This window comes from Exiguobacterium sp. RM11 (assembly GCF_059821525.1).
In genome coordinates, this window is record NZ_CM187558.1 from 1,603,325 (window position 1) to 1,615,774 (window position 12,450).

Sequence of the window (12,450 nt, forward strand, 5' to 3'; positions counted from 1 at the left end):
TGTACGTATTTAGTGTACACGCTCCTGCACATTTTTGAAAGGGGTTACATGGGCATTTACCATTTACGTTTCCCGATATATTGAGCGATTTCAATCAAAGATTGTTTGTCAGGCACATTTGGCAACCCATCGAGTCTTCGAATAGCGCGTTCAACATATCGGTCAATCGTGCGTTGGCTTCGTTCTAACGTTCCATTCCGCTGCACTTCACGCACGAGTGATTTTGTCATCTCCGTGTCCGTCGATGCGTTCACCTGACAGAGACGCTCGTAAAAAGTTGGATCCTCCGATGAATAGAGGAGCGGTAACGTTTTATGACCATGCTTTAAATCTTCTCCGACTGGTTTCCCGAGTTGGAAACTTTTTGCCGTAAAATCGAGTAAATCATCAGTCATTTGGAATGCCATCCCGATGTCATACCCAAATAAGCTTAATTGTTTGACGACATGAGGTGACGCTCCTGAAATAACAGCGCCTGCCGCACAACTCGTCTCAATTAAAAGGGCCGTCTTTCGTGCAATCCGATCTAAATATCGTTTAGGAGATTGACCCCAATCATATTGATCTTGGATTTGATTGATTTCGCCGACGCAAATCCGCTCCATCGTGTCCGCCATGATTCGCATCACTTCCGGAGAATCGATTTCGGATACGAGACGAATCGCCTCCCCGAATAACGTATTTCCAGTATACATTGCAACGGTCTCATCATACCGCTCCATCACGGTCGGTTTCCCCCGGCGAAGCATCGCATCATCGATGACATCATCATGAACGAGTGATGCCATATGAATCAATTCAAGACTTGAGGCAACTTTCGTCAAACGGATATCTTTCGTCTCACCGAATCCTGCGCTCAATAAAACGAAAGCTGGTCGGATGCGTTTACCACCAGCATCGAGTAGTTGGCGAGATGCCGATTCAATCACAGGGTGGTCCGTCCTGGCGCGAGTTGATAAAAATTGATCGATTTGATCAATCTCTCGGTTCATATGACGGTAAAGTCGCTTCAAAGACATGCTTCACCACTTCTTTCCTAGATGCATGGCACATGCACCTCCGGAGAATGTCTTCACTTCGACTTGTTCGAAACCGGCATCTTCAAACATGCGCTTGAGCGTCAGACGGTCAGGAAACTGATCGGTCGATTCTTGTAACCATTTGTATTGGTCGTATGAACCGGCAAACACTTTGCCGAACACAGGCATGACGGTCCCAAAGTAAAATCGATATAATTCTTTAAAGACGGGTGCCGTCGGTTGACTCGTTTCAAGACAGACGACCGTCCCGCCCGGTTTTAAGACGCGATGCATTTCACGCAACACCGTCATGTAATCCGGAACGTTCCGAAGTCCAAATCCGATTGTGACGTAATCGAACGAATGATCTCCAAACGGTAGCGCCATCGCATTTCCGTGTAGTAGTTCAATCGTCGGCATTGATTTTACTTTTTCTTCTCCCACTTTCAGCATATTCTCTGAAAAGTCGAGGCCTTTGACGACCCCCGTATTCCCTGCAGCTTCAGCCAATTGAATCGTCCAGTCAGCTGTGCCACAACAAACGTCTAGACATTTAGCCCCCGGAAAGACGTTCATTTTCTTCATCGTTGTCCGACGCCACCATTTGTGAAGTCGGAAGCTGATAATTGAGTTCATCGTATCGTAGCTCGGAGAAATGGACTGAAATACTTCGTATACTTTTTGCTCTTTTTCTATCGGTTGCAACGCGTAACATCCTTTCCGTTCTAAGCGACCGCGTGCGCGAGCAACGTGTTGAGTTGCTCCTTTTGGTCTTGTCTGAGCGCTGTCGCTTTCTTATCAATCATTCGTTTCCCACTTGTTGTCAAATAAGGTTGTTCAATCAGTTCGGAAAGTGTTTGAATCAATCCGACGTTCGCTTCGATCCAAATGTTCATCGATACGTTTTTATCGAGCAGTAATGTACATTTTGCAGCATTGACACGTTGTACAGACTGTCCGAATCGATCGCTATACGACGCTGGGAAAGCCGTCAAGATTTTATAAAACTGAGCCGAGGCGAAGTCGCCCGCGAGCACTTTTAATTGGCGCTCTAGCGACCCTTTCGGACTACTGTTCACTTGATCATGTAATTCGAGCGCCTGATGAGCGAAATAAGTTGCCATCACGAGTTGTCGATGCTCAATCGATTCCAAATCAATCATCTCGACCATCCAACGAAGCAACAGCATGTCGACCGCTGGTACAACCTCGTGTTTCGTCAAATAGGGATGATTCATACGTTGTTGGATTTGACGAGCAAGGTCTGTGACAACGAATTCATTTGTCAACTGTTCCATGCTATCCCCCCTCGTCCACTTCATTGTCATTCTGACATAGTATAGCACATTTTTGTCACATTCACGTCATTAGAACTCGCAAACCAAACAAAAAAGCCGCCTTTCGGCGACTTATGTATTGCTGATTACTTGACCGCATCTTTGAGCGCTTTACCTGCTTTAAATGCAGGGACTTTGCTCGCTGGGATTTCGATATCTTCTTTTGTACGTGGGTTACGGCCTTTACGGGCAGCACGTTCACGAACTTCAAAAGTACCAAAACCGATCAATTGAATTTTTTCACCGTTTTGGAGTGCTTCAGTGATAGATTCGAAAGTAGCTTCTACAACTACTGTAGCTTCTTTTTTCGAAACATTTGCTTTCTCCGCTACTGCTTGGATCAATTCAGTTTTGTTCATCACGATTCACCTCCTCTCACTAGGAGTTTACGGGATTAATCATATCGTACAAACGTTGATATGACAACATTTTTTGCGTGAATTCACGACATTCGCCATCAAAACAAGCTCAGTTGTTTAAAAAAACAACTTCTCCTTGTTCATCTATTGTATAGCCTTGTGAATAAGCAGGGGCGAATGGAGCGTCTTCATACAGCAAATAACGAATGTCTTCACCGATTTCTGGCGACTCATCCGTATTTTGAAGCGCTTCCTTCACATCTTCTCGATAGTCTACAAATAGTTGTCCGGTACCGTCTACGTAAATCGGGAGTTCGCGATCCGAATACGGGCTCGGGATGACCGGCTCCTCTGTGACAAAAATCTTGTCGTAATCGAGCGTGAACTGATTTTTCCCAATCGATCCATCGAACGGGAACTTCCCTTCTTTCGCCCGAAACGCATTAATGTTTGTCTGAAGCTGTTGCAAACGTTCCGACACACGCAAGTCGATCAATTTGACGGTCGGGTCCGTTTCGACATCAACGAGAATATATTGGAACAACCCACCGCCCTCAAAACTATTCGCTGGAGGATCCGCTAAATACCCTGGCACGAGCCGGGCAAACTCGATTGGATAACGCTCCATGAGCGGCGTTTCCGCTGGTTTTGTTTTAATGGGCAAGACCCCAGATTGTTCACGATATGCATCGACCGCACTTTGTACGGTATTCAATTGGTCTTCATACGGAATATTGTTAGCTCGTTCCGAGTCCGGAAACATGCATCCTGCCAACAAAGTCGTTAACAGTACGCTAACAGCGATAATGCTCTTTTTCATGGTCTATCCTCCCGTCGGTCCTGAGACGACGACAAAAATCATAATAACTGTCCCAAATAAGAAAATGATGAACGCAATCAGGCGCACAAGTGTCGCAAACCATCCGGTCAGTTTCGTGTGACTGATGGCGACCATCAGTGCAGCGATGGCAAAAGCACCAATCCCCGCAAATGAAATCCACATTTTGATGAGTGACGGTGTCACGTCTATCCCCCTACTTTCTCTATGTTCTCCAGACTTCAAGTGTAGCAAAAAAAAGCGAGGAACTGAACGAAAACGTCAGCTCCTCTCCAAAGTATTATTCTTCAAAATGAAATACTTGTTCCATCTCATGCTTTTGTGGGCGTCTCATAAGTTTTTTCACTTCATCATGAGGACTCTTTTCTTCAAATAGCACGTTATAGAGCGCTTCCGTGATCGGCATTTCGACGCCCGCTTCTTTCGCGAGCGAGTGTGCTGCCTCACAGGCACGGACACCCTCGACGACCATTCCCATGTTTCCGAGAACGTCTTCAAGCTTTTCGCCGCGTCCGATTGCATTGCCGGCCCGCCAGTTTCGGCTATGTTGCGACGTCGCCGTCACAATCAAATCCCCGATTCCTGTCAATCCAGAGAAAGAGGCCGGATTGGCTCCAAGCTTCACTCCAAGTCGGGCAATTTCCACAATCCCACGTGTCATGAGGGCAGCTTTTGCATTGTCCCCATAACCAAGTCCGTCGGTCATACCTGCAGCAAGGGCGATAATATTTTTGAGCGCCCCGCCATACTCGGCACCGACGACATCCGAGTTCAAGTAAACGCGGAATTGATCGTTTGTGAGCAGCTCCTGCACTTCGTCAGCGACATCGAGGTCCTCACAAGCAATCGTGATTGTCGTTGGTTTCCGAACTGCGACTTCTTCAGCGTGAGTCGGTCCGGTCAAGACACCAATGGCCCGACGTTTCGACGGGTCGATTTCTTCCGCAATGATTTCCGAGAGACGCTTGTGCGTTTTCGGTTCAATCCCTTTTGCGGCATGAACGATGGTGACCGGTTCCTTCAACATGGTGTTCAACTGTTTCGAGACAGGACGAATCGCCGAGCTTGGGACGACAAGGAAGACGATGTTGTGTCCGTCGAGCGCTTCCTTCAAATCTGTCGTGGCCCGAATCGATTCCGGTAACGGTGCGTCTTTCAAATAAAACGAGTTTGTATGAGACGAATTGATCTCGTCCACATGCTCTTGTTCACGTCCGTAGAGCAGGACGTCATGACCATTATCCGCTAATACGAGCGAGATGGCCGTTCCCCAACTTCCCGCTCCAATGACAGCTACATTTGCCATAAGTGGCACCCCCGTTATTAGTTTTTCTGACGAGCCACGATATGAATCGGCGTCCCAGTGAAGTCAAATGCTTTACGAATTTGATTATCTAAATAACGTTTATACGAGAAATGCAACAATTCAGGATCGTTGACGAACAAGACGAACGTTGGCGGCTCGATGGCAACTTGAGTCGCGTAGTTGATCTTCAAACGTTGTCCTTTATCTGTCGGTGTCGGGTTCATCGCGACCGCATCGACGATGACATCGTTCAATACGCTCGTCGAGATCCGACGACGATGTGTTTCTGCCACTTGCTTGATGACAGGCAACAATGTTTGCAACCGTTTCGACGTAAGTGCCGACAAGAAGACAATCGGTGCATAATCAAGGAACAAGAATTCTTTGCGAATTTCCTCTTCCATCTTCTTCATCGTCTTATCATCTTTTTCGACTGCATCCCACTTGTTGACGACGATGACAATCGCCTTCCCGGCTTCATGGGCGAGACCGGCAACACGTTTGTCTTGTTCGATGATTCCTTCTTCACCATCGAGGACGACGAGGACGACGTTTGAGCGTTCAATCGCCTTTTGCGCGCGCATGACGCTGTAACGTTCTGTCGATTCGTATACTTTTCCGCGTTTGCGCATACCAGCCGTATCGATGATGACGTACTCTTGTCCGTCACGTGTGAACGGTGTATCGATCGCATCGCGAGTCGTTCCAGCGATGTTTGACACGATGACACGATCTTCACCAAGAATTGAGTTCGTCAAACTAGACTTCCCGACGTTCGGACGACCGATCAACGAGAACTGAATGACGTCTTCGTTATATTCAAATTCATCCTTTTCAGGAGCAAGTTCGAACACTTGGTCTAACAAGTCACCAAGTCCTAAGCCATGTGTCCCCGAAATCGGGAACGGGTCACCGAATCCAAGTGAATAAAATTCATACATGAGATCTCTCATTTCAAAGTTATCCACTTTGTTGACGGCAAGGACAATCGGTTTGTTCGAACGGAACAACAAGTTCGCTACTTCTTCATCGGCTGCCGTGATGCCTTCGCGTCCGTTCACCATGAAGATAATGACATCCGCCTCATCGATGGCAAGTTCAGCCTGATGACGCATTTGGACGAGCAACGGCTCGTCTCCTACTTCGATCCCACCTGTATCAATCAAATGGAACTTACGGTTGAGCCACTCACCTGTACCATAAATACGGTCACGTGTGACACCTGGTTTATCATCGACGATCGAGACACGATCTCCGATGATGCGGTTAAAAATTGTGGATTTCCCGATATTCGGGCGGCCAACGATGGCCACTACTGGAATTCCCATAACAACACCTCACTAATCTTTCTATCAAAATTTCATCATTTCAACATTTCGAAACGCAACTTACCTATCATATCACAGGCAAAATTAAGTGACCATACAAAAAGAAGCGGGAGCATGACTCCCGCTTGAACGATCATCTTATTTAGAGTCGTCCGAAGATTCATCACCTGTCAATTCAGAGACAGAGAATCCTCCTTGGTCGCTGTATTCGTCGAGTAACGCTTGGTCATCATCTTGACGAGTCGGTTCAGATGATTCGAGTGCACGCATCGACAATGAGATTTTCTTATCATCGAGATGAACGTCTAATACTTTAACTTTCACTTCTTGGCCTTCTGATAACACTTCAGATGGCGTTGCGATATGACGGTTTGCGATTTGCGAAATATGAAGGAGACCTTCCACTTGTGGTGCGACCTCGACGAACGCACCGAACGTCACGAGACGTTTGACAGTTCCTTCGATCACATCACCCGGTTGAATTTTCCCTTCAATCGTTTCCCACGGACCTGGTTGTGTCTCTTTAATCGAGAGCTTCACTTTTTCATTATCCAAGTCGAGACCAAGGACTTTCACTTTGACGCGGTCGCCTTCTGTTACGACATCGCTCGGCTTCTCAACACGGCTGTGTGCCATTTCTGAGATATGGACGAGGCCGTCCACACCGCCGATATCAACGAACGCACCGAAGTCCGTCAAACGTTGAACCGTTCCTTCGATCACTTGACCGACTTCGAGCGATTCAAGCGTCTCTGATTTCTTGGCACTCATTTCTGCTTCGACAACTGCTTTATGTGACAAGATGACGCGATTTTTTTCGCGATCAATCTCGACGACTTTTACGGTAATTGGTTTGTTTAAATAAGACGAGAAGTCTTCGACAAAGTGACTTTCGACGAGAGATGCCGGGATAAATCCACGGATTCCGATATCGACGACAAGGCCACCTTTGACCTTATCTTTCACCATCACTTCAAACACTTCGCCCGATTCGAATTTCTCGACAATTCGATCCCATGCTGCTTCAGCATCGACGTCTTTTTTCGAAACGACCACTTCTTCGTCCGTGACTTTTTTAACTTTGACACGAATCTCGTCGTTCACTTGGAGTGATTCGTTTAAATCGTCTAGATGCATGCTTGATACTTCGCTAATTGGCAAAATCGCTTCGGTCTTATAACCGATATCGATCAGCGCTTGCTTGTCCTCGATTTTGACAACTGTTCCGGTCACAATTTGACCACGATTAATTTCAAAATCAGGCATATCTTTCATTTCTTCGACCATTCCAACACTACCCCCTCACGATGAGTACAAAAAGGAGCGCCCTGAGGCGCTTACACCTAGTATAAATCTCTTATAATTCCGAGAATTTGTCAAGGCGTTATGAAGATTGTACCTCTATTGAAAGAAGTTTAAACCTCAATTCCTCAAACCTATAATTACTTCGTGAATGAATGTTTCAAATAGAGGTCGGCAATTGTATCCATGATTAAGTCAGCCGCCTCTTGTGCGTTTGCCTTACGTTCCTTCAAAGGAGCCAAATCAATCGGCTTTCCAATGACGACACGCAATTTCGCACGAAACTTATATCTACCGATGATGGCAATCGGTAAAATGTGCGCGTCTGAACGCATCGCAAAGAAACCAACCCCGGCTTGCGCCTTTCCTAACGTCCCATCTTTTGAACGTGTACCCTCAGGGAAAATCGAGATGACCTCGCCTTCTTTTAGCTTTTGAAGAACAACTCGTAGCGCCTGACGGTCACCTTCCCCACGCGATACAGGAATTTGTCCCGCACGGTTCAAAATATGCTTCAATACAGGAACGCTGAAAAGCTCTTTTTTCGCAAAGAATCGTAATGGACGTTCTTTCGGAATCGCACATGCGAGGAGGACCGGGTCCCAGTTTGACTGGTGGTTCGAACAGACGAGAATCGATCCATCTTTTGGGACATGTTCGCGTCCGATGAATTCGACGCGAAACGATGCGAGTTGAATGATGTTCACGACGGCTCTAGCCATCCGATACATTCCAAACGGACCATTGTTCAACGGTTTACTCATGCTTTCACCTCTTCAATTAATCGTTCAATCGCCGAGACGACCCCATCAATCGACAACGTCGTCGTATCGAGATAATGAGCATCTTCAGCTTGACGGAGAGGCGCGACCTCGCGCTCTGAATCACGTTTGTCACGAAGAGCAATTTCTTCCTTCAATCGCTCGTAATCACTCGGGATTCCTTTTGACACATTTTCCTCATGACGACGGCGTGCCCGTTCTTCGACCGAGGCAGTCATAAACACTTTCAAATCTGCGTTCGGTAACACATGCGTGCCGATATCGCGCCCATCCATGACGACACCGCCATGCTTCGCCAAATCACGCTGTAAATCCATCAAGGCATCCCGTACTTCCGATTGACGGGCGACAAAACTCACATTATTCGTCACTTCACTAGAGCGAATGACATCTGTCACTTCTTGTTCGCCATCGAATACACGTTGCCCTTCTTCAGATGGCACGAGACGAATCGACATGTTCTCGATCATCTTTGCAAGTGCGGGACCATCTTCAAGATTAATCTCCTCGTTTAAAGCACGATATGTGACTGCTCGATAAATCGCACCTGTGTCTATATAGACATAGCCCAATTGTTTCGCCAACGACTTGGCGATTGTACTTTTCCCGGCACCAGCCGGTCCATCTAAAGCAATTTGTAACGATTTTTTCATACAAAACGGGTATCGAGTGTGCCCGATACCCTCCTCCTCTCGGTCTATAATCCCGAGAACATCATAACAGTTTTTTATCTTGAAGAAAATACAGACCCTGTCCGCTTACGCGCTTCAAGTTGAACGCGGAAACAGTATCGTAAAATCGTCTCCTGATCACGAGGGGTCAAATCTTCGAATGCCAAAGAAAGCTCTTGCTTCACTTCTTGTTTATGTATACGTACTAAACGACTCTTCACACGAAAGAGTTGCGGCGCACCCTGCTCATCTTCAATTCGGAACACAACGATGAGCGATTCGTTTACTTCAACGGGCACACGGTTCGCAATAATTTTCATACCGCCTGCCGATACGTCAAGCGACGTCGTTTCGAACGATTCGAAGTCTGCCCCATCTGCCGCAACAACTGTCACATCAATCATTTCAGGGACGCGCAAATATTCACGTCGTTGAATTCGTTTAATTTTTTTCTCATCCGGCATCTTGAAAGCATAGCGAATCGTCATCTGCGCATCACTGATTCGCTTCTCAACTTTCGTATCAAATGCGAACAATTGGTTATCCCCTTTGAAAAAGTAAACACGCATCTCTTCTTCTTCATGTAAGAAGAAGGTTTTAAGCGTCGTCATGTCACTTGGTGATTCAATCCAAACGATTTGATCCACAATAGCCGCAATCTTTGTTTTCCCCTCATTCCGTCCTTCTACTTCGATTCGTAATTCTTGTCCTTCTTTCAGCATACGCATGTTCCCCTTTATTTAAATTGACGACGATTGGACAGATTGGCTGCTCGTACAAGCAGAAGTGCAACCATCCATAAAATGACGATATAGAGCACGGCCGGCAACTTATGATTCGGTTCTAAAATCAAGATCAAATCAAACGTCCCGTGGATGACCGTTGCAGAAAAAATTGCCATAAACAGCCACACCCGCTCACGTGCCGAATGTTTAGCACGTCCCAAACAGTAGCCCATGACAACCGCAAACAATGCATGGCCGCTCACGGGTAAAATGGCGCGCCAAATCGCGATTTCTAATGAATCGTACACCCATAAGTATAAAAAATTCTCTAACGTCGCAAAGCCTAATGAGCAGGCGACCGCATAGAGAATCCCGTCGTAGTAATCATCAAAGACTTTATGTATATATATTGTATAATAAATCATAAACCACTTAAAAAACTCTTCGAGTAAGGCAGTGGTGACATATGCCTGCCAAAACGGACCAGTCAGTACCCCTTCTTCAACGAACGCATATTGGATAAACATGATCGGGAAAACAAGAACGGCCCCGGCCACGAAAGAACGAATCACATATCCGAGCGGTTCTGCTTCCAATTCATGCCGAAGATAGAAGTAGGAAAGAAGGGCAAGCCCTGGTGCAACCGCAGACAAGGCGATTGCGATCATGACGCATCTCTCCTTTCTCTCATTAGCATACACTGAATTGTCTGAAAGAAAAAGTGTGTAACGCCTAGAAAATGGAAATATCCATAAAAATAATTAGGAGGTCATTTATGAATCATTTATTACTTATTCACACAGGCGGTACAATCGCTATGTCCCAATCCGGTACAGGACACGTCGAACCGAGCGATGTGAATCCAATCGACGCTACACTTCCGAAGGCGACGGACATTGCCCACATTACAACGAAGCATTTCTCAAATATCCCATCTCCACATATGACACCCGATAAAATGCTTGAACTGGCTCAATTCATTCAACATGAGTTGACGCAGGACACGTATGACGGAGTCGTGATCACACATGGAACAGATACGCTTGAAGAAACGGCTTACTTCTTGCAGATTACGCTCGGTGCGCCTGTACCAATCGTCTTGACAGGAGCGATGCGTTCCTCGAATGAAGTCGGTTCAGACGGTGAATTCAATTTAATTACCGCTCTTCGGGTCGCAAAGAGTGAATCGGCTCGCGGAAAAGGCGTACTCGTCGTATTTAACGGAGAGATACACTCGGCCTTCAACGTCACAAAAACGCATACGTCATCCGTCGATACGTTCAAGTCGGTTCATTTCGGAAACGTGGGTATGGTCACAAAAGATCACGTACTCATCTATAGTCAACCGGCAACGAGACAGCCTAAAATGATTCCGTCCATCTCAAAACGGGTAGCTGTGTTAAAAGTCGTTGCGGGAATGGAGCCTGATTTGCTCGAATCGGTGATGGAACTTGGATACGACGGACTCGTCCTCGAAGTGTTAGGGCAAGGAAACGTCCCACCGACACTATTGCCGGCACTTGAACGTTTGGTCGAGGAAATTCCCGTCGTGATTGTCAGCCGTTGCTTTAACGGAATCGTCCAAGACGTATACGGGTATGCAGGTGGTGGGAAACAATTGAAAGAGATGGGGATCATTTTCTCGAACGGGCTAAATTCGCAAAAAGCTCGCCTGCGTTTACTCGTGGAACTCGAATCCGGCTCTTCTCAATCCGTGATGGAGCATAGCTTTAGCTTCCAGCAATAACCTTGCGCTTCCGCAGTCCCTTCCCTACAATGAGCAAAGAGGTGATTTTCAGTGAATAAACAAGCGATTATCGTGGGTGCTGGACCATGTGGTCTATCAGCGGCCATCGAGTTAGAGAAGATTGGGGTTTCTTGTACGGTAATTGAGCGAGGAAATATCGTTGATGCAATCTATCGATATCCGACCCATCAAACGTTCTTTTCATCTGCAAACCTGTTGGAAATCGGGGACATCCCGTTTATATGTAAAGATTTAAAGCCACGTCGACAAGATGCACTCGTTTACTATCGGGAAGTCGTCACCCGTACCGGATTGAACGTCCATCCGTTCGAGAACGTCGAATCAGTAGAAAAAATCGACAATCGGTTTGTCGTGACGTCAAGACATGAGCGTCGTGGGGAAATCGTTCGCGAGGCAGATTATGTGATTTTAGCCACAGGATATTATGGACGTCCTCGTATGCTCGATGTACCTGGTGAGGAGTTACCACACGTCCACCATTATTTCCACGAGGCCCATCCGTACTATCGACAACACGTCACCATTATCGGAGGAAAGAACTCTGCAGTCGATGCGGCAATCGAACTCGAAAAAGCCGGAGCGTACGTGACCGTGCTTTATCGCGGTGACTCCTATAGTCCTTCGGTGAAGCCATGGGTTCTGCCTAACTTCGATTCACTCGTCCGACATGAGAAAGTTCGGATGGAATTTGAGGCAACAATCGATCGCATTACCGAAGACGGGGTCTATTATTACCAACATGGGGAAGAGAAGCACGTGTATGCCGATCACGTCCTCGCGATGACAGGGTATCAACCAGATCATCATCTTTTTGAAAATGCGGGAATCACAATCGATGAGGAGAGCGGTGTTCCGACGTTTGATGAGGAATCGTTCGAAACGAATGTCGAGCATTTGTTCATCGCTGGTGTTGTCGCTGCCGGCAACGATGCGAATAAGATTTTTATCGAAAACGGTCGCTTTCATGGGAAAGCTATTGCAGATACAATCGCGAATCGTATTCAAGTATAAAAAA

General features: G+C 46.6%; 15 protein-coding genes. 2 read left to right on the forward strand and 13 right to left on the reverse strand.

All coding sequences use genetic code 11. From position 1 onward, the window contains the following. Positions 1-56: 56 nt before the first annotated feature. From AC5LIL_RS08395 to prsW, 13 genes are all read right to left on the reverse strand, one after another. Positions 57-1,019 (reverse strand): polyprenyl synthetase family protein, encoded by a 963-nt coding sequence (locus AC5LIL_RS08395; protein ID WP_499823865.1) that lies wholly within the window; start codon positions 1,017-1,019, stop codon positions 57-59. A gap of 3 nt (positions 1,020-1,022) precedes the next feature. Further along, positions 1,023-1,724, reverse strand: a complete 702-nt coding sequence (locus tag AC5LIL_RS08400) for a demethylmenaquinone methyltransferase (RefSeq protein ID WP_499823866.1) — start codon at positions 1,722-1,724, stop codon at positions 1,023-1,025. Positions 1,725-1,744: 20 nt separating this feature from the next. Beyond that, complete coding sequence (locus tag AC5LIL_RS08405) at positions 1,745-2,317, reverse strand: heptaprenyl diphosphate synthase component 1 (protein WP_214875556.1); 573 nt, start codon at positions 2,315-2,317, stop codon at positions 1,745-1,747. Between the two features lie 125 nt (positions 2,318-2,442). After that, positions 2,443-2,715 carry a non-specific DNA-binding protein Hbs gene (hbs, locus tag AC5LIL_RS08410; protein ID WP_074034634.1) on the reverse strand — a complete coding sequence of 91 codons (273 nt, stop codon included), beginning with the start codon at positions 2,713-2,715 and terminating at the stop codon, positions 2,443-2,445. Between the two features lie 109 nt (positions 2,716-2,824). After that, positions 2,825-3,535: a YphF family lipoprotein gene (locus tag AC5LIL_RS08415; protein WP_499823867.1), complete on the reverse strand. Its 711-nt coding sequence runs from the start codon at positions 3,533-3,535 to the stop codon at positions 2,825-2,827. Between the two features lie 3 nt (positions 3,536-3,538). Beyond that, positions 3,539-3,739, reverse strand: coding sequence for a DUF2768 family protein (locus AC5LIL_RS08420; protein WP_074034636.1), 201 nt, complete (start codon positions 3,737-3,739; stop codon positions 3,539-3,541). A 94-nt stretch (positions 3,740-3,833) separates the two neighbouring features. Continuing rightward, the gene (locus AC5LIL_RS08425; RefSeq protein ID WP_499823868.1) at positions 3,834-4,859 is read right to left on the reverse strand and encodes an NAD(P)H-dependent glycerol-3-phosphate dehydrogenase; all 1,026 of its coding nucleotides are present in this window, start codon (positions 4,857-4,859) and stop codon (positions 3,834-3,836) included. Positions 4,860-4,876: 17 nt separating this feature from the next. Beyond that, complete coding sequence (gene der, locus AC5LIL_RS08430) at positions 4,877-6,187, reverse strand: ribosome biogenesis GTPase Der (protein WP_499823869.1); 1,311 nt, start codon at positions 6,185-6,187, stop codon at positions 4,877-4,879. 138 nt (positions 6,188-6,325) lie between these two features. Continuing rightward, entirely contained in the window at positions 6,326-7,474 is a 1,149-nt protein-coding gene (gene rpsA, locus AC5LIL_RS08435; RefSeq protein WP_214691862.1) for a 30S ribosomal protein S1, read from the reverse strand. Between the two features lie 155 nt (positions 7,475-7,629). Beyond that, positions 7,630-8,253, reverse strand: a complete 624-nt coding sequence (locus AC5LIL_RS08440) for a lysophospholipid acyltransferase family protein (RefSeq protein ID WP_499823870.1) — start codon at positions 8,251-8,253, stop codon at positions 7,630-7,632. Continuing rightward, positions 8,250-8,924 carry a (d)CMP kinase gene (gene cmk / locus AC5LIL_RS08445; protein WP_214691861.1) on the reverse strand — a complete coding sequence of 225 codons (675 nt, stop codon included), beginning with the start codon at positions 8,922-8,924 and terminating at the stop codon, positions 8,250-8,252. Before cmk ends, AC5LIL_RS08440 begins: the two co-directional genes overlap by 4 nt. Before the next feature lie 74 nt (positions 8,925-8,998). Beyond that, a complete protein-coding gene (locus AC5LIL_RS08450; RefSeq protein ID WP_499823871.1) occupies positions 8,999-9,664 on the reverse strand; it encodes a flagellar brake protein in 666 nt (221 codons plus the stop codon). Positions 9,665-9,678: 14 nt separating this feature from the next. Further along, on the reverse strand, positions 9,679-10,335 hold the full coding sequence (gene prsW / locus AC5LIL_RS08455) for a glutamic-type intramembrane protease PrsW (RefSeq protein ID WP_214691859.1): 657 nt from the start codon (positions 10,333-10,335) through the stop codon (positions 9,679-9,681). A 107-nt stretch (positions 10,336-10,442) separates the two neighbouring features. Between prsW and AC5LIL_RS08460 the strand changes: the two genes are divergently transcribed. Both AC5LIL_RS08460 and AC5LIL_RS08465 read left to right on the forward strand, forming a co-directional pair. Beyond that, entirely contained in the window at positions 10,443-11,414 is a 972-nt protein-coding gene (locus AC5LIL_RS08460) for an asparaginase (protein ID WP_214745390.1), read from the forward strand. A gap of 51 nt (positions 11,415-11,465) precedes the next feature. Continuing rightward, positions 11,466-12,446 carry a YpdA family putative bacillithiol disulfide reductase gene (locus tag AC5LIL_RS08465; RefSeq protein ID WP_499823872.1) on the forward strand — a complete coding sequence of 327 codons (981 nt, stop codon included), beginning with the start codon at positions 11,466-11,468 and terminating at the stop codon, positions 12,444-12,446. Positions 12,447-12,450: the final 4 nt, after the last annotated feature.